Origin of the sequence: Streptomyces sp. WMMC940 (assembly GCF_027460265.1) — a bacterium.
GTDB lineage: Bacteria > Actinomycetota > Actinomycetes > Streptomycetales > Streptomycetaceae > Streptomyces.
In genome coordinates this window covers 1,499,012-1,525,106 of the sequence record NZ_JAPZBC010000001.1, presented here as the reverse complement: position 1 = coordinate 1,525,106, position 26,095 = coordinate 1,499,012, and the positions used below count along the sequence as shown (strand labels likewise).

Below are 26,095 nucleotides of genomic sequence, written 5' to 3'. Positions count from 1 at the left end.
CACCCGCTCCGCGCGCACCGGGTCAGAAACCGAGGTGGACGCGCTCCTGCGCCACCGGGTGCCCGGCCCTGGCGAAGGCGCCTGCCATGGGTACGTTGCCCTGGTCCGTGGCGCCGGCGATGAACTCCGCGCCCCGCTCCGCCAGGAAGTGCGTGCACTCGGCGAGCAGGTCGTAGGCGTAGCCGTTGCCGCGGTGCTCCGGAACGACGCCGATGAAGCCGATGCACGGGCCCGACGGGTTGTGCGCCGGGACGTGCAGACCGACGAGTTCACCGTCCCGGTACGCCAGCCGCCACCATGCCCGCGGCGACGGGCACCAGTGGAAGAAGTCCAACTCCTCCCGGGCCGCCTGGTCCAGCCCGCCCTCGGCGATGGCGCGCAGCGCATGGGCGTCGAGGGTGCCCTTGTGAACGCGGCGCAGCACGCCGAGGAACACGGCGTCGTCGGGTTCGGGCCGGAACTCCAGCCGTCCGGGCCGCTCCGGCAGTCCGCACTCGGGCGTCCACCGGTACTGGAAGCGTTCCACGAGGACGCTCATCCCCGCCGCCCGCGCTGCCCGTATCCGCACCTCGGCTGCGGCCCGGGACACGGGGTCCTCGCGCCAGCCGGAGGGGAGGATCAGCTCGTACTCGACCCGGAACGGGGAGGTGCGCAGTAGTTCGGCGCCCGCCTCCTCCTCGCCGTCCGCGACGTCGAACCAGTTGAGATTGACGGGTGCCGTGTCATCGGGGCCGCCCCACCAGGCGGCACGTGCGACGACCTTCCCGTCGCGCAGGGCGACCCGCTTCCACTCGGGGCGGTGGGCGGCGCGGGCCAGGGCACGGCCCACGCCGAGCGGATCGGTCAGGGTGTCGAAGAGGTACGCGTCGCTCTCGGAGAGCGCGCGGATGAGCGGACCGGTCGAAGCGGTCATGGTGAGGTCCTCCGGGACTGCGGAACGTGTGCTGCGCTCCCGGTCAGACGACGGACGCCGGGCGGTCGGGGCGGGAGCGCGGGAATGATCTGGTCTGCACTGCACTCGCCTCCTTCCAGCGGCCATGGGCGTCGGCAGCATGCTAGACGCCCCTGGGGGAGTCCTCCCTCGCTTTTCCGCCGGCGGGCTGGGGGAGTGGCGGCCGGGGGAGCGGCACGGGATGCCGCGGGGTGCGGCACCGTGCCGAGGCACCGGTCCCGGCGGTCGTTCAGGCGGGGCGATCACTGCGGACCGTGCCCGGGGGGCTGTCGCCGGGACAGCCCCTCCCGTCGTGCCCTCCCCGTACTCGTCCTCGTCGTCGACGGACATCCAGGCGAGGGAACCCAGCGCCCGTACCTCACCGACGGGGGTGTCGCCCGTGAGCCGGCAGAGCTCCAGGGCACGGGCGTACGCGGACTCGGACTCCTTCCTGAGCCCGGCCCGGCCGAGGGCCTCGGCGGCCGAGTGCGCGAGACGGGCCTCGGGGCCGGGCTCGCCCCAGCCCTTCACCGTCTCGGCGGCCTGCAGGAACTGCTCGGCGGCGGCGCGCGGATCGCGCAGCTCCGGCAGCAGCCGGCCCAGCGTCCTCCGGGCCCGCACGCCCTCCTCCCCGCCGTGCTCCAGCAGATCGGGCAGCGCCGACTGGAGCAGCTCGGCCGCCTCGGCGGTGCGGTCGGCGACCGCGTACGCCCGTGCCAGGTCCCGTCGGTCCCGTCGTCCTCGCCGGTCCCGCCCGGCGAGCGGTGACCGCGTCCACGGCGTTCCGCAGCAACTCGCGCACGTACACCCGAGGGCTCGAGTAGAGACGGTGGGACAGCAGATCGACCGGTCCGCGCAGCCGGGGGCGTTCGCAGTACGGCGGACGCCGCGGTTCCGGCCCGCCGGCACAGGGCCCGCCGTACCGGAACGGAAGTGATCTTCACGGTTCCTTCTGGACACCCGGGGCGACCGGCCGGACAATCACGTCTGTGACGTCCTCCTTCGAGTTCCAGACGTATCCCGCGCGGCCCTCCGACGCCGAGCGGGAGCGCGTCCTCGGAGTGCTCCGGGAGGGCGCCGTCCAGGGCCGGTTGTCGCACGACACGTTCGTGCGGCGCATGGAGCTCGCCCTGGCCGCCCGCGGGCCCGATGAACTCCGGGCGCTCACCGCGGACCTGCGGCCCGACGGCGGCCGACTGTCCGAGAAGCTGTTCGGCGCGGTGGGGAGGATCTCGGCGTTCTCGATGAGGCTCGGTCGCGCCTGGCGAGCGGAGCGGCTGCCTCCGCTGCTGCTGCCGGAGCCGGGTCCGTACCCGCTGCGCATCGGCCGTGACCCGTCCAACGGGCTGCGGCTCAGCCATGAGACGGTGTCGCGGCTGCACGCCGAACTGGAGCTGCGCGGCGGGCTGTGGGTCCTGCGCGACCTCGGTTCGACCAACGGCACGACCGTCAACGGCCGTCGTGTGACCGGCTCCGTGGTGGTCCGGGCCGGCGACATGGTCGGCTTCGGCCGTATGAGCTTCCGCCTCGACGCGCGCTGAGGCACGTACGCGGGCGGTGCGGACGGGCGCCGCGGCATGACGCGCGGGGGGCGCCCGTCCGCGGCGAGCGGGTTCGCCGGCGCGCCGCGGCGAGCGCAACCGGTCGCGGTGGCCTGACCGGTGGCAGCCGGCCGAGCCACCGCACCGACGGAGTCCTAGCGGTTCGAGGGCTTTGCCTTCCCGCCGCGTTTCACGGCGGCGACTGCCACGTCGTACGCCATGCTGCCCAGTACGAGCGCCACCAGGGGCCACACGATGGGCGAGTCGCCGGGGATCCCTCCCTGGATCAGTGCGCAGCTCAGGGAACTGGCCAGGACCGCCCCCGTGTTGAGCGGGAGGCGAATGTTGGGAACGGGTAGATGGATGCGCACTTCCCTGCGGTGATGCCGGTCGCTGTCATGGGGCGAGCTCTCGCCTTTGAGGCCCGCGCGCTTGGGGGACATCGTTCCTCCTGGAACCGAACTTCGAGGGTCCGGTCAGCATGCCGAGGCCCGCTTTCGCGAAGCCGTGCCGCGACTGCGGTGGGGCTGACGCACGGCTGACCCGGGGGCGCGGAACACCTCGGGCAGGATTCGGACGGCCGATGGGCGCTTTCGGCTACAACCTGTGTGGGACCGGTCATGGTCGGTAACATGCGAGCGCGACTGCGGGCGGCGTCAGCTGATCGTCAGCAGAACAACAGCTCCGCACCCTAGAAAGCAGGGAGCGTCAGGGGGCACCGCGCGCTATGTGAAACGCCCGGGGGGCAGAGAGAGGGCAGCGCTGGTGGAGTTCCGAATCCTCGGGTCGGTGGAGGTGAGCGGGGAGAGCGGGACCGTCCCCATGGCGGGGAAGACCGCGGCTCTGGTGGGCGTGCTCGCCCTCCAGGCGCCGCGTCCGGTGGAGAAGCAGCGACTCCACGAGATCATTTGGGCCGGGCAGGGCGGACTCAATGTGGTGGAAGGCAAGATCCGCGTGGTGCGGTCCAAACTCGCGCTCGGCGCCAACGAAGTGATCGTGACGCGCGGGTCGGCCTACGGCCTGGAGGCCGACACGGACGTCCAGCGCTTCCACGACCTGGTCAGGCTGGCGGACAGCCGGGCCGGAGCCGAACTGCGCGGTGCCGCCGAGGCCTACACCGAGGCCCTGGAGCTCTGGCGTGGAGACGTACTCCCCGACCTGACCGATCAGCTTGTGCGCAGCGAGATCACCGCCCTTGAGCACCAGCGCCGCGCCGCGCACCTGAGCCGTCTGCGGACGCTCCTGGTGCTGGGTGCGCACGGCGAGGTACTGGGAGCGGCGGACCAGCTGCTCGTCGAGGACCCCTACTGGGAGGAGGTCCTTCGCATCAAGGTCCGAGCGCTGTACCAGACACAGGGCGGCCATGCCGCCTCGGCCCTCATGCGGCAGTTCAGCGAGAGCCTGGCCCAACAGGGGCTGGACCCTTCCCCCGAATGGAACGTGCTCGCCAGGCAGGTGCTCAACCATGAGCTGCCCGTGGTGCCCTCCGTAGCGGCAAGCGCGGGGGCGAGGCCGTCCGAACCCGCACCGGAGACGCACACGGGGGCGGTGCCGCCCCTCGACAACATTCCCCCGGCCGCCTATGCGCGGTTCGTCATGCGCCCCCGGCCGTGGGCGAGGCTGGAGGAGGCCGTCGAACAGGCCCTTCCCGTGATCAGCCTGATCGGCATCGGGGGATCGGGAAAGTCCACGCTGGCTCGCGAGTTCACGGTCCGGCAGCTGAGGGAGGGCGCGCGCTTCCGATCGGGGGTGTGGGTGTCCGACCGGGAGCAGGCCGGGACGACGACCCTGACGACGCTCCTCGACACCGTCGCCCTGACTCTGGACTACCCGGGTCTGGTCGCTCTCGACTTCGACAGGAAGAAGCTCCAAGTCCGCCGTCTGCTCCGCAGGACGCCGGTCCTCCTCGTCGTGGACAACCACGAGACCATCGAGGACCGTGCGATCGACGAATGGCTCATCACCGTACCCGAACCGAGCAAGGTTCTGGTGACCAGCATCACGCATGCCGGCACCCTGGCACCCCACTCGTTCCAGGTCGAGGTGGCGGGCCTCAACGAGGACGAGGCGCGGGACTTCTACGCCCAGTGCCTCAACCGTCTGGGTCTGCAGGACCTCCTGGCCAAGCGCGAGGAACTCGACGAACTCCGAAGCGTGGCCCAGGGCAATCCTCGGCTCATCGAATGGGGCATCGGCCAGGTGAAGCGTCGGGGACGCACGATCGCGGAGGTCGCGGAGGAGATCAGCAACGCACCGAGCAGCGACCGGAGCGGCGACGTCGTCCTCAGGGACCTGTTCCGTGAGAGCTGGACCTCACTGACCGGGTCGGCCCGTCGAGTCCTGGGTGCGCTGGCCTGCTTCCCCTACGGCACGGACCGGGACACGCTCCGAAGGGTGTCGGGTTGCGGGGACGGGCTGGAGGACGCGCTGGCGGAGCTGACGGACTATTGCTTCGTGTCCCGCCAGGAGGGAAGCGACACCGCGTCGACGCGGTACCTCGCGTACCCGCTGGCGGTCAATCGGCGATCGCTTCTCCCGGTCGCGGAAATGGCGGCGATCCGTGACAGGTGGCTGCGGTACTACGTCGACCTGACCGCCGCCGTCGGGTTCTGCCCGGACGACGTCAGCCGCCTCCGAAGGCTCGACGTGCCCGGCCTCCGGCGCAATCTGGAATACGCCCTCACCTGGGCAGCCGAGACGGGACGCCGGCGTGAGCTGATCGACATCTCCCGTGAGGCCCGCTACTACTACTACGTGCGTGGTTTATGGGCGACACAGCCGAACGTCCACCTCATGCGTGCCGACGCCGCTCGACGCATCGGGGACGACAACGAGGAGTTCGACGCTCTCGTCTACCACCTGAACATTTCCGCCAAGCAGGAGAACCAGGACGGCACCCAGGAGATTCTGACCCGTCTCGAAGCCATTCTGTCCGACGGCTCCGGCGGCATCGGCGAGAGGCAGCTCGGAGAGTACCGGCATGCCCGCGCGCTGCACCTGCTCGCGCAGAACCGCCTGTCGGAGGCGGAGGAGCAGTGGCGAGCCAACCTGACGGATCCCGCAGCACTGGGACCTGCGAACTACAGCGCCAACCTGCGATGGCTGGCGATCTGCCTCGCGCGAACGGGGACGCGCAACGAGGAAGCGCTGACGCTCTTCGCCCAAGCCCGCGAACACGCCAGACACCACGGCTACCGGCGTGCGGAACTCCTGATCGACCTTCAGGTGGCAGAACTCCGTTTGTCCATGGATGCGGGGACGGCGGCGGCACATGAAGTCCTCTGTGATCTCGCCGAACGAACAGAGCCCATTGCCAGCATCGCCGACCGGCGATATCAGGCGGATCTGCATTGGTTGCTCGGCGAATCCCACCACCGACTCGGTGAATACCGCAGTGCCAGTAAAGTACTGCGCATTGCGGCGGAACTCTACAGTAAGCTCGGGCTCGCGGACCGCGCCGCCCGCGCCCGGGCACTGGACGCAACCTGCGCGACTCCCTCCAGGAGGCAGTCATGAGAACGCTGCGCGCTCCGGACAGCACGCAACGCGAGATCATCGCACAGCTCCACACGACCGAGCATCTCCTTTCCCAAGTGGCGAGTCTGGTTTCCGGGCGCGACTGCGACGCGGAGATCATCCCGATGCCCGACCTGGGGCTCCCGCACAATGTGCGCAGGATCCACGGCGGATTCTTCACCGGTGCCTACTATCATTGGGACAGCACCGTTCCGATGATTCCTGTCGACGCCACCGTGAACCTCTGCGGTGTGGCCCTGTTCCGCATCGAGGACGACTTCGTCGATGAGCGCGACTTTCGTAGGCGCATCGAGGCTGCCCGAACGACGTTGACCGAGAAGTCGAGCTTCGTATGGAACTTCACCAGCGGCAACCACTTCGTGATTCTGGCCGAGAACCGTACGGCCGGCGTGCTGCCGGAAGGGCGTTACTTGGTGCTGCATTCCTCGGCGGCAGAGTTCAAGAACCAGTACAACGGTCTGTATCCCGCTCCCGGGAACTGGTACCACAACGAGATCCGGGTCTTCGTGGGGCACCACGGAAGATATCTGCGCTATTTGAGCGGGAGTCCGGCTGAACGCTTCGCGCGCATGGTGGCCATGCTCGAGGACTACCAGCGTGAACGTCAGCGCCTCTGCGCCGCTCTCATCCTCGGGGCGGAGGCACGCGTCACGGACGAGGTGTTGTCGGTCCTCCACTACGGTATGCCCGACCCCGCCTCGATCGCCATCGGTTGCCAGTGGCTCCCCGGAGAGCGGCCGTTGTCGCTTCTGCTCACGCGCCCGGGTGCTCCGCTCTACCTCATCCGGGCCCACTGCGGCGGCAACAACCGTACAACCACCGCGCGAGGTCCCGTCGTCCTGACGCCGCACGGCCTCGGAGTGCGCTCCCTGCGGCCTCTCGACCTCGCCTACGGCGAAGACCATCTCCGCATAGCCGGGCAGCGGATCTCCCTCGACCAGTCCCTGGCCGGGCGGGATTTCGTTGCCATACGCGACTTCGACCGCGACGCCGACCTTGCGGGTATTCTCTCGGACTGCCCCGGCACGGTCGAAGCGGAACTCCACCAGGTGTATTCCTACCACCGCACCAACGAGGGGCCATGAGCACGCTCGATCCGCAAGCACAAGCACTTCTGGACACCGCCGCGGCCAGTGGTCTGCCGCCGGTCTACACGCTTCCGCACCAAGAAGCGCGCAAGCGCATGCGGACCGCCTTCATCCAGGGTGATTCCGAGCCCATCGAGACCGTCCGGGACGTGTGCGTCCCGGCAGGACACGGAGACATCCCCGCCCGTCTCTACCATCCGTCAAAAGGCGATGAGCTGCCACTGGTTCTCTTCTTCCACGGAGGCGGCTGGACCGTCAACGACCTCGACACCCACGACAGGCTCTGCACCCTGCTGGCCAACGGCTCCCGCAGCGCCTTCCTCTCCGTGGACTACCGCCGCGCTCCGGAGAACAAGTACCCCGCTGCGCTGGACGACGCGTGGAGGGTGCTCGAATGGGTGGTGGACAACCCCGGTCGTCTGCAGGCCGACGCGACGAGGATCGCCGTCGCCGGCGACAGTTCCGGTGGCACCATCGCCGCCGCCCTCGCACTCCTCGCCCGTGACCGAGGTGGCCCGCGCCTCGTGCAGCAGGTGCTCATCTACCCGGTGACGGACTACCTCGATCCACCCACCGGTTCCTACGTCGAGCATGCGAACGGCTACTCGCTCAACCTCCCGTTCATGGAGTGGTCCTGGCGGAACTACCTGCCGGAGTCCTGGTCACGGGACGACGGGTACCTGTTCCCCCTTCGGGCCCGCAACCTCGGCGGCCTCCCGCCGGCGCTGGTGGTCACGGCGGAGTTCGACCCCCTCAAGGACGAGGGAACGGCCTACGCCCGACGCCTCCGAACCGCCGGGGTGCCGACCGAGCACTGGCATTTCGAGGACCAGATGCACGGCTTCGTCATGCAGACCCGCACCATCACCCGTGCTCGGACGGCTGTTCATGACGTGGCGAGGCACATCGCCGCTGCCTTCGGCCACGGGAAAGGAGTGTGACGACCATGGTCGTGAACCGTTTGACCGTCATCCGGCACGCCCCCACCGAGTCGAACGGTGCCCGGGTCTTCATGGGCGGCAAGGACGTCGCGGCCACGGCACAGGGCCTTGAGGAAGCGGCCGCCAGGGCGGACGGGTTGGGAGAGGCGGGCTACGCACCCGTCTTCGCGTCACCGCTTCGGCGGGCCCTGTCAACGGCACACGCCCTGTTCCCCACCAGCACCGTCACAGCCGACCCCAGACTCGCGGAGCGCAGCCTCGGTGAGTGGGAGGGCCAGCCGCACGACCTGGTGCGTGAGCGCCATCCCCGGGCCTTCTCGCTCGGCGGCGTCCTGGATCCACGGTTCACGCCTCCCGGCGGGGAGGACCTGGACACCTTCCTCCAACGCATCCGGTCGTTCCTCCGAGACGCCGCGGAGGCGAGTCGGAACGGGTCGCCGGTCGCGGTGAGTCACAACGGATGGATCCGCACCGCGCAGTACCTCACCGGCCGCCTCACGGCGGAGGAGATCTTCGTCGAGGGAGTTCCCTTCCTCCAGCCGATCGAACTCGACCTGCGTCCGCTTCTGGCCGGTCGGTTGTAGGGGCATGAGACGGGAGATCGACGCGTACGAACGGGGCGTGCCGCCCGCGCAGCCTCTCTACCGAGTGCATCAGTCCTGGAGACGGGCCCAGTTCGGTGCTCTGCGCATGCTGGTCCCCTCGGTCGCCAGGGGCTCCCACACGTGGCACGTCCTGCAGGACCGCCTCGCCCGTACGTCGTCCGTCGGCGTGGACCTCGAGATGCGCTCCTGGTTCTACAGTCGCACCCTCGCCGAGTGCGGTCCGCTCCTGTGCGTCTTTCCGGACGTGACGATGCACTATCCGCACAACATCAGGATCGGCACCGAAGTGTTCATCAACCGAGGCGTGAACATCACCGCTCCCGCCCCGGTCACGATCGGGGACCACGCACTGATCGGGCCGTACACCGTGGTGAACAGCGGTAACCACCGCTATTCGGACGGCGGGCGCCGCATCCGGGACCAGGGCCACGACCTGGGTCCCATTGTCGTCGGGTCCGACGTGTGGCTCGGTGCTCATGTGACCGTCCTCGCAGGGGTGAACGTCGGCGCCGGCGCGGTGGTGGGTGCCGGAGCGGTCGTCACGCGCGACATACCGGCGTACACCGTTGCTGTCGGAGTTCCCGCACGGGTCGTCGCGGACCGGACCGTGCACGGATAGGGAGAGGGGCACGGCCGGTGGCGGTTGCCCGCGCGTGTGCGCCGGTGCGACCCGTCACTGTCCGTAATCCCCTGAATCGCGCCGTTCCGCCGGAGTCGGTACTTTCTTGATCAGGTGTCCTCTCGCGTCGACGGCCGCGCCCACCGGGTCCGGCCCTTCGCAAGAGCCCGAGGCAAGGAGGACGGCATGTCCCGACCCATCGTCGTGGGAGTGGACGGCTCCGACGGAAGTCTCGCGGCCGTGGACTGGGCCGCCGACGAGGCCGCGCTGCGCGGCGCGGCGCTGCGGCTGGTGTACGCGACCCAATGGATCGCGCACCAGCCGCAGGCCGTGCGGATGTCCCACGAGGACCGGGCCGGTGAGGCCGAAGGCGTCCTCGGCGCGATGGAGGAGCGCGTACGGTCCCGCAGGCCGGAGCTCGCGATGACCGCCGAGGAGATCGAGGACTCGCCCACGAACGTCCTGCTGGAGGCGGCTTCCCGGGCCGATGAGCTCGTCGTCGGGTCTCACGGACTCGGCAGCGTGGGCGGCTTCATCATCGGTTCCGTGGGCCAGGAGGTCGTCGCAGGGGCCAAGGAGCCGGTGGTGCTGGTACGGCCGGACTACCGCGAGGACCCGCACGGCTCGCCCGCCGGCGCTCGGCGCAGGGTGGTCCTCGGCCTCGACGTGACCGATGCCCGCGACGAGCTGCTGGAGTACGCCTTCGAGCACGCGGCGCGGCGCGACGCCCCGCTCCGCGTCGTGCACGGCTGGAACGCCCCGTTCTTCCACCGGCACCGGGCCGGCGGCGACGCGGACTCGGGCGTGCAGGCCGAAATGACATCGGCGCTCGCCCGGGCCGTACGTCCGTTCCGCGAAAGGTTCCCCACCGTGAAGGTGACGGAGGAGTCGGCTCCCGGACGGCCCGCCGGACAGCTCGTGGAGGCCGCCGCTGACGCCCGTCTGGTCGTCGTCGGCCGGCGCCGGACGGACTCCGGTTCGCACATCGGCTCGATCACCCACGCCGTCATCCACCACGCCGCCTGCCCGGTGGCCGTGGTCCCGCACGGCTGACATGCCGGCGCGGCCGACGGGGGACGCCCGTGCCGGGCACCCGGGCGCAGGGGAGGGGCATCCGTCCGGAGTTCCCGTCCGCCCCGGGCACGCCGTGCATCCCCGCGCGGTCCACGCCCGGACGCGCCGTCCGCCCCGGGCACCTCGGCCACGGCTCCCGCATCTCACCCGGTGCGGGTGAGGCCCGCCCGCGGGCGCCGTGGACACGATGCGAGAAGGACCCCGACCCCGCCGGGCCCGCGGATCCCCCGTCCGTCCGCCGCGCGAGGCCCCGCACCGGCCGGACGCCGCGCCCCGCCCGATTCCGTCGCAGGAGGCGGAAACCACCGCCTCCATCGCAGGAGGCAGGCAGAGAGCAGAGAACAGCACGCCGAGAACGCCGAGAACGCCGAGCACGCCGAGAACGCCGAGCACGCCGAGCACGCCGAGAACGGGGAACGCTCATGACCGACGATCCGGACACCCTGTCGGTGAACACCATCCGCGGCCTGTGCATGGACGCCGTCCAGCGCGCCGAGTCCGGGCACCCCGGTACACCGATGGGCATGGCCCCCGTCGCGTACACGCTCTGGCAGCGGTTCCTGAGGTACGACCCCCGGGACCCGATCTGGCCCAACCGCGACCGCTTCGTGCTGTCCGAGGGCCACGCCTCGACATTGCTGTGGTCCCTGCTGCACCTGGCCGGGGTCCACGCCGTCGACCCGGACTACGAGGTGCTGGGTCGTCCGGCGGTCACGATGGAGGACCTGAAGTCCTTCCGCCAGCTGGACTCCCGCTGCCCGGGCCACCCCGAGTACCGCTGGACGAGCGGGGTGGAGACCACGACCGGCCCGCTCGGCCAGGGAGTCGCCACGTCCGTCGGCATGGCGCTCTCCGGCCGGTGGCTCGGTGCCGCGTACAACCGCGAGGACTTCCCGCTCTTCGACTTCGACGTGTACGCCCTCGCCGGTGACGGCTGCATGATGGAGGGCATCTCCTCCGAGGCCGCCTCGTTCGCCGGCCACCAGCGGCTGTCCAACCTGTGCTGGATCTACGACTCGAACCGGGTCACCATCGAGGGCCACACCGGCATCACCTTCACCGAGGACGTCGCGGCACGGTTCCTCGCCTACGGCTGGAACGTGACCACCGTCGCCGACGCCAACGACCTCGACGCCGTCGCCCGGGCCTTCCACGACTTCCGGGCCGAGACCGAACGCCCCACCCTGGTGCTGGTGCACAGCCACATCGGCTACGGCTCGCCCGTCGAGGACTCCCCGAAGGCCCACGGCTCACCGCTCGGCCCCGACGGGGTCCGCGCGGCCAAACGCTTCCTCGGCCTGCCCGAGGACGAGGAGTTCCGGGTTCCCGACGCGGTGCGGGAACGGTTCGCCCAGGGCATCGGCACCCGCGGCGCCGAACTGCGCGCCGCGTGGGAGAAGCGGTTCGAGGACTACCGTGCCGCCTGGCCCGCCGAGGCCGACGAACTGGAGCGCATACAGCGCCGCGAACTCCCGGACGGCTGGGACCGGGCGCTCCCCGAGTTCCCTCCGGACCCCAAGGGCCTCGCCACCCGGGACTCCTCGGGCCGGGTGCTGAACGACCTGGCGCGGAACGTCCCCTGGCTCCTCGGCGGCTCGGCCGACCTGGCCCCGTCCACGAAGACCAGGCTCACGTTCGACGGCGCGGGGGACCAGGAACCCGACGATCCGGGCGGACGCAATCTGCACTTCGGCATCCGCGAGCACGCGGCCGCCGCCATCTCGAACGGGATCGCCCTGACGAAACTGCGGCCCTACTGGTCCGGCTTCCTCATCTTCTCCGACTACGCCAAGGGTGCCATCCGGCTGTCGGCGCTGATGGAGCTGCCCGTCGTGCACATCTTCACCCACGACTCCATCGGCGTCGGCGAGGACGGACCGACCCACCAGCCCGTCGAGCAGATCGCGGGACTGCGGGCGATGCCCGGTCTGCTGGTCTTCCGTCCCGCGGACGCCGGCGAGGTCACCGAGACCTGGCGGTACGTCGCCGCGCTGCGCCACGAGCCGGCGGCGCTGGTGCTCTCCCGTCAGGCGCTCCCCACGCTCGACCGCACCCGGCTCGGGGCCGCGTCGGGCGTCGCGCGCGGAGCGTACGTCCTGGCCGACGCGCCCTCCGGCGCGCCGCAGGTGATCCTGCTCGCCACCGGGTCCGAGGTGTCCCTGGCACTGGCGGCGCGGGACGAGCTCGCGGCCGAGGGCATCGGCGCCCGGGTGGTCAGCATGCCGTGCTGGGAGCTGTTCGACCGTCAGCCGCAGGCGTACCGGGACGAGGTGCTGCCGCCCGCCGTGACCGCCCGGGTGGGCGTCGAACAGGCGTCCACCTTCGGCTGGGACCGGTACGTCGGCGACCGGGGCGCCCTCGTCGGCATGCACACGTTCGGCGCTTCGGCGCCCCTGAAACAACTGCTCGGCAAGTTCGGCTTCACCGCCCAGCGGGTGGCCGAGACCGCCCGCGGACTGCTGGCGGCCGGCCGGGAGGCGGCGCCGTGACGGGCCGCCGCCGAGCAGTCCCGCAGACCGTCCGCACCCACCGAGAACGGGGAGATCGACCATGACCACGGACACACCCATGCAGCTCGGCATGGTCGGACTCGGCCGGATGGGCGCCAACATCGTGCGCCGGCTGATGCGCGACGGCCACCGCTGCGTCGTCTACGACCTGGACACCGACGCCGTGAAGGAGATGGAGAAGGAGGGGGCGACGGCCGCCTCCTCGCTCCACGACCTCGTCGACAGACTGGAACAGCCGAGGAACGTCTGGCTGATGCTGCCCGCCGGTGTCGTGCAGCCCACGCTGGACCAACTGGCGGCCCTGCTGGCGGCCGACGACACCGTCGTCGACGGCGGCAACTCGTACTACCGCGACGACATCACCCGTGCACGGCAGCTCGCCCCCGGCGGCATCCACTACGTGGACTGCGGCACCTCCGGCGGCGTGTGGGGCCTCGAACGCGGCTACTGCCTGATGATCGGCGGCGAGGACGAGCCGGTGGCCCGCCTCGGCCCGATCTTCCGCACCATCGCCCCCGGCGTCGGCGACGCGGCCCCCACACCCGGCCGGACCCGTTCCGACGGGACCGCGCCGGAGGGCTATCTGCACTGCGGGCCCAGCGGGGCCGGCCACTTCGTGAAGATGGTCCACAACGGTGTCGAGTACGGGATGATGGCGGCCATCGGCGAAGGGCTCAGCATCATCAAGCACGCCGACGCGGGTCTGCGTTCGCGCACGGTCGACGCCGAGACCGCCCCGCTGCGCGAGCCGGAGGCCTACCAGTACGAGATCGACGTGGCCGAGGTCGCGGAGGTGTGGCGGCGGGGCTCGGTCGTCGGGTCCTGGCTGGTCGACCTCGTCGCCGACGCGCTCGCCCGCTCGCCCGAGCTCGACGCGTACTCCGGGCGTGTCTCCGACTCCGGCGAGGGCCGCTGGACGGTCCTGGCGGCGGTCGACGAGAGCGTGCCGGCGCCCGTCATCACCAACGCGCTGATCGAGCGCTACGAATCGCGCGGGCTGGGGCAGTTCACCGACAAGGTGCTGTCCGCGATGCGCGGCGAGTTCGGCGGGCACGCCGAGAAGGCGGGGTGAACCGTGACCGGAGGAAACCACGCGGAGCACCCCGATGCCGTGCCGGACGACCACGTCATCGTGCTGTTCGGGGCCACCGGCGACCTGGCCCGGCGCAAACTGCTGCCAGGGCTCTTCCACCTGGCGAAGGCCGGACTGCTGCCCGACCGCTACCGGATCGTCGGCTCCGCGCCCGCCCGGGCGGCGCTCAGCGACGACGAGTTCCGCAAGAGGGCGCGGGAGTCGGTCGCCGAGTTCGGAAGGTCCGGGCCCGAGGGCGAGGAGTGGCGGAGGTTCGAGGAGTCACTGTCCTTCGGGGCCGCCGACCCCGAGGACCCGGAGCCGCTGCTGGCGGCCGTGCGCGACGCCGAGCAGGCCGTGGGCGGCGGACCCCGCCGGCTGTTCCACCTCGCCGTGCCGCCGAAGGCGTTCGCCTCCGTCATCGAGATGCTCGGTGCGACGGGCCTCGCCGACGGCGCACGCGTCATCGTGGAGAAGCCGTTCGGCACGGACCTGCCCTCCGCGCGGGCGCTCAACGCGACCATCCACTCCGTCTTCGACGAGTCGCGGGTCTTCCGCATCGACCACTTCCTCGGCAAGGAGTCGGTCGACAACATCCTGGCGCTGAGGTTCGCCAACGGCCTGCTGGAGCCGGTCTGGAACCGCGACCACATCAGCCATGTGCAGATCGACGTGCCGGAGAGGATCGGTATCGAGGGCCGCGCCCAGTTCTTCGAGGGGACCGGCACCTTCCGCGACATGATCGTCACCCATCTCTTCCAGCTGCTGGGCTTCGTGGCGATGGAACCGCCGACGACGCTCGCCGCCAAGCCCCTGCGGGACGAGAAGGAGAAGGTCTTCCAGTCCATGCGGTCACTGGACCCGGCCCACGTGGTGCGCGGGCAGTACGAGGGCTACCGCGAGGAGCCCGGCGTCGACCCCCGCTCGGACACCGAGACCTTCGTCGCGCTGCGCGTCGAACTCGACAACTGGCGCTGGGCGGGTGTGCCGTTCCATCTGCGCTCCGGCAAGTCGCTGGGGGCGGGGCGGCACGTCGTGACGCTCGGCTTCCGGGAGCCCGCGCTGCGGATGTTCCCCGACTCCGCACGCCACTGTTCCCGCACCAACGAGCTGGTGATCGACTTCGACGACCCGGGCACGATCGCCGCCCGCTTCCTGGTGAAGGACCCCGGGCCCGCGATGCGGCTGAGCGACGCGGAGATGGTCTTCAGCTACGCCGAGTCGTTCAACACGATGTACGCGCTCGAGGGGTACGAACGCCTCATCCTGGACGCGATGCTCGGCGACCAGTCCCTGTTCACCCGTTCCGACGGCATCGAACGGCTCTGGGAGGTGTCCACCCCGCTGCTGGAGAACCCGCCGCCGGTCGAGCCCTACGCCCCCGGATCCTGGGGGCCGGAGAGCATCGACCGCCTCGTCGCGCCGTACCACTGGAGCCTGCCCGGCCGCCGGTGACGCGCCCGGAAGCCGGTACGCGCCCGACGGCGAGCGCGTACCGGCTTCCGGGCGCGCAGGCCGGCGGACACCCGGGGGGCGGGCTGCTCCGGATGGCACCGGGCACGTCATCCCCTCGGGGTACGCGCGGTGCGGCGGGAGTCCGCTGTCGCCCCCGACGGCCACCGGCGCCTCCTAGCCTCGACCGCATGCTGGGGCTTCCCGATCATGTGCGCACCTGTCTGTTCGACCTCGACGGCGTCCTCACCCGCACGGCGAAGGTCCACGCCGCCGCCTGGAAGGAGATGTTCGACGACTTCCTGCGCCGGCGGGCCGATCGCGAAGGCGCCGCCTTCGTGCCGTTCGACGCCGTCCGCGACTACGACGAGTACGTCGACGGCCGCCCCCGCGAGGACGGCGTCCGCACCTTCCTCGCCTCCCGCGGCGTCGAGCTGCCCGAAGGGACGCCCGACGACCCGCCGGAGCGCGAGACCGTGGGCGGCCTGGGCACCCGCAAGAACCAGCTGGTCCTCCGCCGGATCCACGAGGACGGCGTGGAGGCGTACGAGGGCTCCGTCGCCTATGTGCACGCCGTCCGCCGCGCCGGGCTCCGTACCGCCGTCGTCTCCTCGAGCGCCAACTGCCGCGACGTGCTCGCCGCCGCCGGTATCGAGGGCCTGTTCGACGAACGCGTCGACGGGATCGTCGCCCGGGAGCAGGGACTCCACGGCAAGCCGGCGCCCGACACCTATCTGGCCGCGGCCCGCGCCCTCGGCGTCGCACCGGCGGCCGCGGCCGTGTTCGAGGACGCGCTCGCCGGGGTGGAGGCCGGCCGGGCGGGGAGCTTCGGCCTCGTCGTGGGCGTCGACCGCACCGGACAGGCCGCGGAGCTGCGGCGCCACGGGGCGGACGTGGTGGTGGACGACCTGGCCGAACTGATGGAGTCGCGATGATCACCCACTCCGGCTACACGGTCGAACCGTGGTGTCTGCGCGAGACCGGGCTCGACCTCGGCGTCCTCGCCCAGAGCGAGTCCGTCTTCGCCCTCGCCAACGGCCACATCGGCTGGCGCGGCAACCTCGACGAGGGCGAGCCGCACGGGCTGCCCGGCTCCTACCTCAACGGCGTCCACGAACTCCATCCGCTGCCGTACGCCGAGGCCGGATACGGCTATCCGGAGTCCGGCGAGACGATGATCAACGTCACCGACGGCAAGATCATCAGATTGCTCGTCGACGACCATCCCTTCGACCTGCGCTACGGCGCACTCGACTCCCACGAGCGGCTACTGGACTTCCGCACCGGAGTCCTGCGCCGCACGGTGGAGTGGACCTCGCCGGGCGGGCGCTCCGTGCGCATCACCTCCGAGCGGCTGGTGTCGCTCACCCAGCGTGCGATCGCCGCGATCGCCTACGAGGTCGAGCCGCTGGACGGGCCCGTCCACGCCGCGGTCCAGTCCGAACTGGTCGCCAACGAGCAGATGCCCCGCGAACCCGGCGACCCGCGCGTCGCCGCCGCCGTCGACGCGCCACTGGAGCCGGAGGAGCACTTCGCCCGGGACACCGGGCTGCGGCTGGTCCACCGCACCCGGCGCAGCGGTCAGCGGGTGGCGGCCGCGGCCGACCACCTCGTCGAGGGCCCGGAGGGGACGGCCTGGTCCGCGGAGAGCGAGCCGGACGTCAGCCGGCTCACCGTCACCGCCACGCTGAAGCGGGGAGAGCGGCTGAGACTGGTGAAGTTCGTCGGGTACGGGTGGTCGGCCGAGAGGTCGCTGCCGGCCATGCACGACCAGGCCGACGCGGCCGTCGCCGCCGCCCGCAGCACGGGCTGGGAGGGGCTGCTCGCCGAGCAGAGGGCGTTCCTGGACCACTTCTGGTCGTGCGCCGACGTCGAGGTGCAGGGCGACGCGCAGATCCAGCAGGCCGTGCGATTCTCGCTGTTCCACGTGCTCCAGGCGGCGGCCCGCAGCGAGGAGCGGGCCATTCCCGCCAAGGGGCTGACCGGTACGGGTTACGACGGGCACTCGTTCTGGGACGTGGAGTCCTTCGTCCTCCCGATGCTGACCTTCACGGCGCCCCGGGCCGTCGCCCCGGTGCTGCGCTGGCGGCACGCGACCCTGCCCGCGGCACGGGACCGGGCCCACCAGCTCGGGCTGGCCGGGGCTGCGTTCCCGTGGCGGACCATCAGCGGCGCCGAGTGCTCCGCCTACTGGCCCGCCGGCACGGCCGCCTTCCACGTCAACGCGGACATCGCGCGAGCCGTGGCGCGGTACGTGGCGGCCACCGGGGACGAGGAGTTCGAGCGCGGGCCCGGACTCGAACTCCTGGTGCACACGGCACGGCTGTGGCACTCGCTCGGACACCACGACCAGGACGGCGTCTTCCACATCGACGGGGTGACCGGCCCCGACGAGTACAGCGCCATCGCCCGCGACAACCTCTACACCAACCTGATGGCGCGATGGAACCTGCTGGCCGCCGCGGAGGTGGCGGCCCGGCACGCCGACCAGGCCGAGCAACTGGGCGTCGACGACGAGGAGACCGCGGCCTGGCGGGACGCCGCCGCCCGGACGGCCGTGCCGTACAACGAGGCCCTCGGCGTGCACGAGCAGTCGGCCGGGTTCACCACGTTCCAGCACTGGGACTTCGCGAACACCTCTCCCGACCGGTACCCGCTGCTGCTGCACTTCCCCTACTTCGACCTCTACCGCAAGCAGGTCGTCAAGCAGGCCGACCTGGTCCTCGCCATGGTGACCTGCCCGGACGACTTCACGGCGGAGGAGAAGGCCCGCAACTTCGCGTACTACGAGGCGCTGACGGTGCGTGACTCGTCGCTCTCGGCGTGCTGCCAGGCCGTCATGGCCGCCGAGACCGGGCACATGCGGCTCGCTTACGCCTATCTGGGCGAGGCGGCCCTGATGGACCTGGAGAACCTGGAGCACAACACCCGCGACGGGCTGCACATCGCCTCGCTCGCCGGCACCTGGATGGCCCTGGTCGTCGGCCTCGGCGGCATGCGCCAGCACCAGGACGAGGAGGGGGTGCGCCGGCTGGGCTTCGCCCCCCGGCTGCCGGAGAAGCTGTCCGGCCTGAGGTTCACCGTGCTGATGCGGGGGCGCCGACTGCGGGTGGACGTCCGCCCCCAGGCGGTCCGCTACACCCTGGAGGACGGGGACCCGCTGCAGATCCTGCACCACGGCGAACCGGTCGGGCTCTCCGCGGGCAGTCCCACGGAGCGCCCCGTTCCGGCGGTGCCGGTGCTCCCCGAGCCGCAGCAGCCCAAGGGTCGCCGTCCGGCGGACCGGGCGTTCGCCGGTCCCGCCGACGACGAGTGCGCGGACGGCTGACCCGGTCGTCCGGCGGTATCCCGGGCCCCGCCGGGGCGCTGACCCGACCGAGGCGCCGTCCGCCGCTGCGCCCGGGCGCGCCCCGAGATCTCCGGGGTCGAGGTCGTCGCCCACTGGGGCGGACTGCGCCCCGGCGCGCTCAGGCGGGGTGGGCCCGGCCGCAGTTCAGTGCCCGTACGGCACCCCGGACCCGGCCCGGGGCGCCGTACGCCGCTCAGCCGGCCGCCGTGCGCTCCAGCAGGGCGACCGGACCCTCGGCGAACAGCTCCGCCAGCGGCACGGGACCGCCGCCCGTGAACTCCCGGCCGGGGGACAGCAGATCCGTCCACCGCCCGGCCGGTAGGGGCAGCGCGGTGTCCCGCCAGCCGCCCGACTCCTCCAGCCGCAGCGCCAGCCGGGTCACCGCCGTGATCACCTCGCCAGAGCGGGAGAACGCCAGGCAGTGCCCTGCCGCGGGCCCCTCCGCCGTCAGCGGGGCGTACGTGCCCGACTCGCCGAAGACGCCCGGGCGCCGCCGGCGCAGGCCCAGCGCCGCCTTCGTCACCGCCGTCTTCCGGTCCTCGCCCCGCTCCCGGAACGGCCGCCGGTTGTCCGGGTCCACCAGCGCGAGGTACTCGCCCTCCGTGCCCTGGTACAGATCGGGCACCCCCGGCATCGTCAGGTGCACCAGTGCCGCGCCCAGCGAGTTGGCCCGTACGTACGGGTCGAGTTCCCGGGCGAACAGGGCCACCTGGTACATGGGCGGCCCCGCGGGCCCCGCCTCCACGAACTCCTCCACGGCCTGCTCGTACCCCTCGTCCGGCTCGGTCCAGCTGGTGTGCAGCCCCGCCTCCCGCACCGACTTCAGCAGCGCCGGACCGAGCCGCTCCGGGTAGGGGAAGCCGAAACCGGACGCCGTCTGCCACGCCACCCACGCGAAGTGCCGGTCCGGTGCCGGAGCCCAGGCCAGGCTCGTCAGCAGCCGCTCCCACCGCTCCGGGCACTCCGACAGCACCGCGATCCGGGCCCGTACGTCCGCGCTGCGCTTGGTGTCGTGCGTGGAGAGCACGGTCCCCGTGGCCGGCCAGTCCCGGGCGAGCCGGGCGCAGTAGGCATGGAACTCCTCCGGGGACACCGCCGGCCGGCCGGGGTCGCCGCCCACCTCGTTGGCCGACAGCAGCGGTACGTAGCGGTAGAAGGCCGTGTCCTCCACCGACTTCGCCCGCAGCGCCGACGACGTCTGCGCGAAGCGCGCCCGGAACGCCCGCTGGTCCGGGCCGTCGCCGAGCCGGCCCAGCGCCAGGTCCCGGATCACGTCGACCGCGTCGCCCTCCCGGGCCACCGCGAACACCGCCTTCGCCCGCAGTGCCGCGTCCGCCGTCACCACCGACTCGCCGCCGGTGCGGTACGGGCGGTAGACGGGCACGCGCACCAGCAGTTCGCGGATCGCGGTGCGCAGCGCCCAGGGCGCGTGGTCGCGCAGCGCCGTGTCCGCCGCGCAGACCCGCTCGGCCAGCCGGGCCAGGGCCTCGGTCTCGGCCGCCAGCTCGTGCGTCACCACCTTGTGGGCGGCACGCCGCACGGTCGCCCCCCAGTAGCCGCCGCGGTCCCCGGCGGGAGCCGCGTGGTCCCGGTACTGCCGGAGCAGTTCCCCGGCCCCGTCCGGGTCGGTGAACAGCCCGTCGATCCGGTACAGCGCGTCGTACCCGGTGGTGCCGGCGACCGGCCAGGACGCCGGCAGCCGCTCGTCGCCGGTGAGGATCTTCTCGACGACCGTCCAGCAGCCGCCCGCCGCCTCGTCCAGCCGCAGCAGATAGCCCTCCGGGTCGGCGAGCCCGTCCGGGTGGTCGATCCGCAGGCCCTCCACCACCCCGTCCCGCACCAGCTCCAGGATCTTGGCGTGCGTGGCGGCGAACACCTCCGGGTCCTCCACCCGGACCCCGATCAGATCGGAGATGGTGAAGAACCGCCGGTAGTTCAGCTCGGTGCGGGCCAGCCGCCACCAGCCGAGCCGGTACCACTGCGCGTCCAGCAGCTCCGGCAGCGGCAGCTCCTCCGTGCCCTCCCGCACCGGGAACACGTGCTCGCCGTAGTGGAGGGTCCGCCCCTCCACCCGCAGTGCTCCGAGGTCCTCGCCCAGCCGCTCGCCCAGCACCGGCATCAGCACCTTCCCGCCGCCCGCGTCCCAGTCGATGTCGAACCAGCGGGCGAACGGCGACCGGGGTCCCTCCCGCAGGACCTCCCGGAGGGCCCGGTTGTACCGGGGGACGGCGGCCATGTGGTTGGGCACGATGTCGATCACCAGTCCGAGGCCGTGCTCGCGTGCCGTGCGGGCCAGCGCGCGCAGCCCCTCCTCGCCGCCGAGCTCCTCCCGCACCCGGTCGTGGTCGACGACGTCGTACCCGTGCGGGGAGCCGGGCACCGCCTCCAGGACGGGGGAGAGGTGCAGATGGGAGACGCCGAGGCCGGCGAGGTAGGGGACCGCCTCCTCGGCGGCCCGGAAGGGGAAGTCCGGTTGCAGCTGGAGCCGGTACGTGGCGGTGGGCGTCATGCGAACGTACGTACCCGGATCGCGGCCCTCTGTGTCATCGGCCGCCGCACCGGCGGCGGTCACCGCCCGAACGTTCACCTGATACGGCGAACGCGCCCCGGCCCCGGGGACGACCCGGGCCGGGGCGCGCCACGCCCGTCAGGGACTACGCCGGCCGCCGCAGCACCGTCAGACTCCGGCTGATCATCCTGATCCGCTCGCCCGCGTCCACCTTCGGCCCCTGCCCCGGAGGGACGCCCTCGGGCCGTGCGGTGTCCACCACGACCTGCCACTGCCGGCCGTGGTCGACCGGCACGGCGAAGTCCAGGTCCTCGTCGCTCGCGTTGAACATCAGCAGGAACGAGTCGTCGGAGATCCGCTCGCCGCGCGGGCCCGGCTCCGAGATGGCGTGGCCGTTCAGGAAGACCGTCAGGGCCTTCGCGTGGGCCGCCTGCCAGTCCCGCGACGTCATCTCCGAGCCCTCCGGCGTGAACCAGGCGATGTCGGACAGCTCGTCGTGCGTGCCCTCCACCGGCCGGCCGTGGAAGAAGCGCCGCCGCCGGAACACCTGGTGGTCGCGGCGCAGCCACACCATCGCGCGCGTGAACGCGAGCAGTGTGCCGTCCTGGTCCGCCGTCGACTCCGGCCAGCGCACCCAGGACAGCTCGTTGTCCTGGCAGTACGCGTTGTTGTTGCCCTGCTGGGTGCGGGCGAACTCGTCGCCGTGGCTGAGCATCGGCACGCCCTGCGACAGCATCAGGGTCGCGATGAAGTTGCGCATCTGGCGGTTGCGCAGCTCCCGGACCCCGCCGTCCTCAGTCTCCCCCTCCGCGCCGCAGTTCCAGGACCGGTTGTGGCTCTCCCCGTCGCGGTTGCCCTCGCCGTTGGCCTCGTTGTGCTTCTCGTTGTACGAGACGAGGTCGTGCAGGGTGAACCCGTCGTGGCAGGTGACGAAGTTGACGGAGGCGAGCGGACGCCGGCCGTCGTCCTGGTACAGGTCGGAGGAGCCGGTCAGCCGGGACGCGAACTCGGCGAGGGTGCGAGGCTCCCCGCGCCACAGGTCCCGCACCGTGTCCCGGTACATGCCGTTCCACTCCGTCCACAGCGGCGGGAACCGGCCCACCTGGTAGCCGCCCTCGCCGAGGTCCCACGGCTCGGCGATCAGCTTCACCTGGCTGACCACCGGGTCCTGCTGGACCAGGTCGAAGAACGACGACAGCCGGTCCACCTCGTGGAACTGCCGTGCGAGGGTCGCCGCCAGGTCGAAGCGGAAGCCGTCGACGTGCATCTCGGTGACCCAGTACCGCAGCGAGTCCATGATCAGCTGGAGGACGTGCGGGGAGCGCATCAGCATCGAGTTGCCGGTGCCGGTCGTGTCCATGTAGTACCGCCGGTCCTCGGTGAGCCGGTAGTACGAGGCGTTGTCGATACCGCGGAACGACAGCGTCGGGCCGAGGTGGTTCCCCTCGGCTGTGTGGTTGTAGACGACGTCGAGGATGACCTCGATGCCCGCCTGGTGCAGCGCCCGCACCGCGGACTTGAACTCCAGGACCTGCTGGCCCCGGTCGCCCCAGGAGGCGTAGCTGTTGTGCGGGGCGAAGAAGCCGATGGTGTTGTAGCCCCAGTAGTTGTTCAGCCCCGCGTCGACCAGGCGGTGGTCGTTGACGAACTGGTGCACCGGCATCAACTCCAGTGCCGTGACGCCAAGTTCCGTCAGATGCGAGATCACCTCGGGATGGGCGAGCCCGGCGTACGTCCCGCGCAGCTCCTCCGGCAGCGCGGGGTGCAGCATCGTCAGGCCCTTGACGTGGGCCTCGTAGATGACCGTGCGGTGGTAGTCGGTGCGCGGCGGGCGGTCGTCTCCCCAGTCGAAGTACGGGTTGACGACGACCGACGCCATCGTGTGCGGCGCGGAGTCGAGATCGTTGCGCGAGTCCGGTCTGCCGAAGTGGTATCCGTAGACCGCCTCCCCCCAGTCGACACGGCCGCTCATCGCCCGCGCGTACGGGTCGAGGAGCAGTTTCGCGGAGTTGCACCGCTGCCCGTGCTCCGGGTCGTACGGTCCGTGCACGCGGAAGCCGTAACGCTGTCCGGGCATCACGCCCGGCAGGTAGGCATGGCGCACGAACGCGTCGGTCTCGCGGAGCTCGACCGCGGTCTCGGAGCCGTCGTCGTGGAGCAGACACAGCTCGATTCGGTGCGCGGCCTCTGAGTAGACCGCGAAATTGGTGCCGGCGCCGTCGTACGTGGCACCGAGTGGATACGCCTGTCCCGGCCAGACCTGCATAGATAAGACTCTTCCACTTCTGATCCGGGTGCTGGGGACCTCTTCGGCCAGATCCTCCCCGAAAGTTGGGCAACCTCCTAGGACTTACCACGGTCCTACCGGGTGACCACGGGTACGAGGGGGGAAATGTGCGCACATTGATGCGCCGCCACCTGGGGAAGCTGGTGGCAGGCACCGCCATTGCGGTGACGGGCACGGCCGCGATGGTCGCCGTCACCCTGCCGGACACGGCGGGAGCCCAGGCGGGCCCCATTGCTCGGGCCGCCGCCGGGGAGCGGGCGTCCGGGGAGCCGGGCCTGCCGCCCCCACCCGGGCCCGGGGTCGTCGCGGCGGCCCCCGCGGAGGGGAAGCGGGGCACTGGACGCGATCCGCTCACCGACGACGAACTGGAGCGCGCCCGGCGGCTCGCCGCCGCTCCCGCGGCGCGCACCGCACTGAACGCGGCCGGCGGCCGGGGCCCGCAGCACCTCACCACCGATCTGGCCGAATCCCTGCCGTCCGAGGCCGGGTCCGCCGCGGCGCCGCGCCGCGCGGTCGTCTCGTACTACGACTACCGCACCGACCGGCTCGTCACGACGACCGTCGACGTCACCGGCGGGAGGGTCGAGAGCCGCAGCGCCCGACAGGGCGTGCAGCCCTCCCCGGTCCGGGCGGAGCTCCGGGAGGCGGTCGAGCTGATCCTCGCGAGTCCGCACGGCGCCGGGCTCCGCGCGGACTACCGGGCCGCCACCGGCGCGGATCTGACCACGCCGGCGCCGCTCACGCTCAGCGGCTACGCGTACCGCAGGGAGCGCGAGGCCCGGGTGCCGCCCGGACTCCGCTCCTGCGGCGTGCACCGGTGCGTGCGGGTCATCGCCAGGATCACCGGCGGGCCGTGGATCGACACGAGGGACCTCGCCGTCGACCTGAGCGCCCGCACCGTCGTCGTCGCGCCGTCCGGCTGAGGGGGTTCGCATGCGCATGGACAGGAACGGACATCCGGATGCCCGCAGGCGGAGCCGCCTGGCCGACGGCGCGGGAACCGGGACGCCGGGCGGTGCCGCCGCCCCTTCGGCCGGAGAGAGGACCCTGCCGGCGGTCCGTGCCCGGACCGCGGCGACGGCCGTCGCCGGCCCGGAGGACGGTACCGGCCCGGAAGGGGGCACCTGCCCCACGGACACCCGGTGCGCCCCCGCGGCCGGAATCGCATCCGCCCCGGAGCGCCGAGCCCGGGTGCGCGCCCGGAGGGCCGCCTCCGTGGTGGCCGCCTCCGTGCTGCTCGGCGGCGCGCTGACGGCGGCCGGCCCCACCGCGGCCGGGGCGGCACCGCCGGCGGGCCCCACCCCGCCGCCCGCCCCGGGCTGCAGTGCGCCCTACCGGGTCACGCAGAAGCTCGCCGGCGGAACCACCTGGCGGATGTGCTGGCGCTACGACTCCTCCGCCGGGCTCGTCCTGGACGACGTCAGCTACCAGCCGCGCGGTGAGGCCCGGCCGATCCGGGTGCTGACCAGCGCCAAGCTCGCGCAGGTCCACGTCCCCTACGACGACGGGCGGGCCGAGTACGACGACCTCACCGGCTTCGGCTTCGGCTACGGACTGCAGGGCCTGAAGCCCGAGGAGTGCCCCGGCGGGACCATCCGCTCCGTCAAGGTCCCCGACACCGGCCGGGTCGACGGGCTCTGCCTCACCACCCGCTCCCGCGGCCACGCCTACCGGATGGCGAAGGACGACGGCACCGGCGTCTGGCACGAGGAGGGCAGGGACCTGCTCCTCTACACCGTCAACAAGGTCTCCTGGTACGAGTACATCACCGAGTGGCGCTTCTCCTCCGACGGCACCGTGTCGGCGAACGTGGGCGCCACCGGCAGCCTCTCCCCCGGGGACTACGACGCCGGCGACGGCCGGGGCTGGCCCGTCGGCAAGGGCGCGAAGGACCACGCCGTCAGCCACAGCCACAACGTCTTCTGGCGCCTGAATTTCGGACTCGGCGGCGGGGCCGGGGACCGGATCGAGCAGTACGACTCCGCGGTCACCCCGCCCCCCGCCCAGGGCAGCCCCACGACCAGGACCACCCGGACCCCCGTCACCAAGGAGCTGGCCGGGGACGCCCGAGCCATGCGCTGGTGGCGCGTGGTCAGTGCGAAGGGCCGCAACGCCGACGGCCACGCCCGCAGTTACGAGATCGTGCCCGGCCCGACCGCCAAGCACGCCGGACGTCCCTACACCCGTCACGACGTCTACTTCACCCAGCACCGCGCCTGTGAGCAGTTCGCCAGCAACAACACCCTCGACTGCGGCCGGGACGCGCCCGACAGCGTGGACGGATGGGTCAACGGCGAGACGCTCGCCAACCCGGTCGTGTGGGTCCACATCGGCTTCCACCACATCGCCCGGGACGAGGACCAGCAGCCGATGCCCGTCCACTGGCAGGGCTTCCAGCTGGCACCCAGGGACGTCACGGCTATGAATCCGCTCACCCCGGCCGACCTCGCCGACCAGAACGGTGCGCCGCGGGAGGGGAGTTGAGCGAAGAGCCTGTGGATCCTGCTGCACCGCGTCCCGCTCCCGGAGTACCCTTCCTTGATCGTTGAAGACGGGTGTGCGGGAGCAGAAGGCGGTGCG

General features: G+C 71.8%; 19 protein-coding genes. 15 read left to right on the top strand and 4 right to left on the bottom strand.

The window, feature by feature from the left end; translation table 11 throughout:
• Positions 1-22: 22 nt before the first annotated feature.
• The gene (locus tag O7595_RS06740) at positions 23-913 is read right to left on the bottom strand and encodes a GNAT family N-acetyltransferase (protein WP_269727818.1); all 891 of its coding nucleotides are present in this window, start codon (positions 911-913) and stop codon (positions 23-25) included.
• A gap of 504 nt (positions 914-1,417) precedes the next feature.
• Here O7595_RS06740 and O7595_RS06735 point away from each other — a divergent pair.
• Positions 1,418-1,699, top strand: a complete 282-nt coding sequence (locus tag O7595_RS06735; protein WP_269727817.1) for a hypothetical protein — start codon at positions 1,418-1,420, stop codon at positions 1,697-1,699.
• 221 nt (positions 1,700-1,920) lie between these two features.
• Complete coding sequence (locus tag O7595_RS06730) at positions 1,921-2,472, top strand: DUF1707 and FHA domain-containing protein (RefSeq protein ID WP_269727816.1); 552 nt, start codon at positions 1,921-1,923, stop codon at positions 2,470-2,472.
• Between the two features lie 155 nt (positions 2,473-2,627).
• Here O7595_RS06730 and O7595_RS06725 read toward each other — a convergent pair whose 3' ends face one another.
• Positions 2,628-2,915, bottom strand: coding sequence for a hypothetical protein (locus O7595_RS06725; RefSeq protein WP_269727815.1), 288 nt, complete (start codon positions 2,913-2,915; stop codon positions 2,628-2,630).
• A gap of 322 nt (positions 2,916-3,237) precedes the next feature.
• Here O7595_RS06725 and O7595_RS06720 point away from each other — a divergent pair, with 322 nt between their 5' ends.
• The 11 genes from O7595_RS06720 to O7595_RS06670 all read left to right on the top strand — a co-directional run bounded on the left by O7595_RS06720 (position 3,238) and on the right by O7595_RS06670 (position 18,698).
• The gene (locus tag O7595_RS06720) at positions 3,238-5,988 is read left to right on the top strand and encodes an AfsR/SARP family transcriptional regulator (protein WP_269727814.1); all 2,751 of its coding nucleotides are present in this window, start codon (positions 3,238-3,240) and stop codon (positions 5,986-5,988) included.
• Positions 5,985-7,094, top strand: coding sequence for a hypothetical protein (locus O7595_RS06715; RefSeq protein WP_269727813.1), 1,110 nt, complete (start codon positions 5,985-5,987; stop codon positions 7,092-7,094). Before O7595_RS06720 ends, O7595_RS06715 begins: the two co-directional genes overlap by 4 nt.
• Complete coding sequence (locus O7595_RS06710) at positions 7,091-8,038, top strand: alpha/beta hydrolase (RefSeq protein WP_269727812.1); 948 nt, start codon at positions 7,091-7,093, stop codon at positions 8,036-8,038. Before O7595_RS06715 ends, O7595_RS06710 begins: the two co-directional genes overlap by 4 nt.
• Before the next feature lie 5 nt (positions 8,039-8,043).
• Positions 8,044-8,622: a histidine phosphatase family protein gene (locus O7595_RS06705; RefSeq protein ID WP_269727811.1), complete on the top strand. Its 579-nt coding sequence runs from the start codon at positions 8,044-8,046 to the stop codon at positions 8,620-8,622.
• 4 nt (positions 8,623-8,626) lie between these two features.
• Positions 8,627-9,262, top strand: coding sequence for an acyltransferase (locus O7595_RS06700; protein WP_269727810.1), 636 nt, complete (start codon positions 8,627-8,629; stop codon positions 9,260-9,262).
• Positions 9,263-9,448: 186 nt separating this feature from the next.
• Positions 9,449-10,315 carry a universal stress protein gene (locus O7595_RS06695; RefSeq protein ID WP_269727809.1) on the top strand — a complete coding sequence of 289 codons (867 nt, stop codon included), beginning with the start codon at positions 9,449-9,451 and terminating at the stop codon, positions 10,313-10,315.
• A 443-nt stretch (positions 10,316-10,758) separates the two neighbouring features.
• Positions 10,759-12,825 (top strand): transketolase, encoded by a 2,067-nt coding sequence (gene tkt / locus O7595_RS06690; protein WP_269727808.1) that lies wholly within the window; start codon positions 10,759-10,761, stop codon positions 12,823-12,825.
• 61 nt (positions 12,826-12,886) lie between these two features.
• Positions 12,887-13,918 carry a phosphogluconate dehydrogenase (NAD(+)-dependent, decarboxylating) gene (gene gnd / locus O7595_RS06685; protein ID WP_443071577.1) on the top strand — a complete coding sequence of 344 codons (1,032 nt, stop codon included), beginning with the start codon at positions 12,887-12,889 and terminating at the stop codon, positions 13,916-13,918.
• A 3-nt stretch (positions 13,919-13,921) separates the two neighbouring features.
• Positions 13,922-15,373 carry a glucose-6-phosphate dehydrogenase gene (gene zwf / locus O7595_RS06680; RefSeq protein WP_269727807.1) on the top strand — a complete coding sequence of 484 codons (1,452 nt, stop codon included), beginning with the start codon at positions 13,922-13,924 and terminating at the stop codon, positions 15,371-15,373.
• 188 nt (positions 15,374-15,561) lie between these two features.
• Positions 15,562-16,305: an HAD family hydrolase gene (locus tag O7595_RS06675; RefSeq protein WP_269727806.1), complete on the top strand. Its 744-nt coding sequence runs from the start codon at positions 15,562-15,564 to the stop codon at positions 16,303-16,305.
• Entirely contained in the window at positions 16,302-18,698 is a 2,397-nt protein-coding gene (locus O7595_RS06670) for a glycoside hydrolase family 65 protein (RefSeq protein WP_269727805.1), read from the top strand. Before O7595_RS06675 ends, O7595_RS06670 begins: the two co-directional genes overlap by 4 nt.
• A gap of 214 nt (positions 18,699-18,912) precedes the next feature.
• On the opposite strand, the gene treY is transcribed toward O7595_RS06670, so the two are convergent.
• Both treY and glgX read right to left on the bottom strand, forming a co-directional pair.
• Complete coding sequence (treY, locus tag O7595_RS06665; RefSeq protein WP_269727804.1) at positions 18,913-21,228, bottom strand: malto-oligosyltrehalose synthase; 2,316 nt, start codon at positions 21,226-21,228, stop codon at positions 18,913-18,915.
• Between the two features lie 145 nt (positions 21,229-21,373).
• Positions 21,374-23,494 carry a glycogen debranching protein GlgX gene (gene glgX / locus O7595_RS06660; RefSeq protein WP_269727803.1) on the bottom strand — a complete coding sequence of 707 codons (2,121 nt, stop codon included), beginning with the start codon at positions 23,492-23,494 and terminating at the stop codon, positions 21,374-21,376.
• Positions 23,495-23,634: 140 nt separating this feature from the next.
• Here glgX and O7595_RS06655 point away from each other — a divergent pair, with 140 nt between their 5' ends.
• On the top strand, positions 23,635-24,438 hold the full coding sequence (locus O7595_RS06655; protein ID WP_269727802.1) for a Tat pathway signal sequence domain protein: 804 nt from the start codon (positions 23,635-23,637) through the stop codon (positions 24,436-24,438).
• A gap of 10 nt (positions 24,439-24,448) precedes the next feature.
• Positions 24,449-25,999: a copper amine oxidase gene (locus tag O7595_RS06650; protein WP_269727801.1), complete on the top strand. Its 1,551-nt coding sequence runs from the start codon at positions 24,449-24,451 to the stop codon at positions 25,997-25,999.
• Positions 26,000-26,095: the final 96 nt, after the last annotated feature.

Coding starts and splice junctions, on each gene's coding strand:
- O7595_RS06740 (WP_269727818.1), bottom strand. CDS start 913: ATGACCGCTTCGACCGGTCCGCTCATCCGCGCGCTCTCCGAGAGCGAC.
- O7595_RS06725 (WP_269727815.1), bottom strand. CDS start 2,915: ATGTCCCCCAAGCGCGCGGGCCTCAAAGGCGAGAGCTCGCCCCATGAC.
- O7595_RS06715 (WP_269727813.1), top strand. CDS start 5,985: ATGAGAACGCTGCGCGCTCCGGACAGCACGCAACGCGAGATCATCGCA.
- O7595_RS06710 (WP_269727812.1), top strand. CDS start 7,091: ATGAGCACGCTCGATCCGCAAGCACAAGCACTTCTGGACACCGCCGCG.
- O7595_RS06705 (WP_269727811.1), top strand. CDS start 8,044: ATGGTCGTGAACCGTTTGACCGTCATCCGGCACGCCCCCACCGAGTCG.
- O7595_RS06700 (WP_269727810.1), top strand. CDS start 8,627: ATGAGACGGGAGATCGACGCGTACGAACGGGGCGTGCCGCCCGCGCAG.
- O7595_RS06695 (WP_269727809.1), top strand. CDS start 9,449: ATGTCCCGACCCATCGTCGTGGGAGTGGACGGCTCCGACGGAAGTCTC.
- tkt (WP_269727808.1), top strand. CDS start 10,759: ATGACCGACGATCCGGACACCCTGTCGGTGAACACCATCCGCGGCCTG.
- gnd (WP_443071577.1), top strand. CDS start 12,887: ATGACCACGGACACACCCATGCAGCTCGGCATGGTCGGACTCGGCCGG.
- O7595_RS06675 (WP_269727806.1), top strand. CDS start 15,562: ATGCTGGGGCTTCCCGATCATGTGCGCACCTGTCTGTTCGACCTCGAC.
- O7595_RS06670 (WP_269727805.1), top strand. CDS start 16,302: ATGATCACCCACTCCGGCTACACGGTCGAACCGTGGTGTCTGCGCGAG.
- treY (WP_269727804.1), bottom strand. CDS start 21,228: ATGACGCCCACCGCCACGTACCGGCTCCAGCTGCAACCGGACTTCCCC.
- glgX (WP_269727803.1), bottom strand. CDS start 23,494: ATGCAGGTCTGGCCGGGACAGGCGTATCCACTCGGTGCCACGTACGAC.
- O7595_RS06655 (WP_269727802.1), top strand. CDS start 23,635: ATGCGCCGCCACCTGGGGAAGCTGGTGGCAGGCACCGCCATTGCGGTG.
- O7595_RS06650 (WP_269727801.1), top strand. CDS start 24,449: ATGCGCATGGACAGGAACGGACATCCGGATGCCCGCAGGCGGAGCCGC.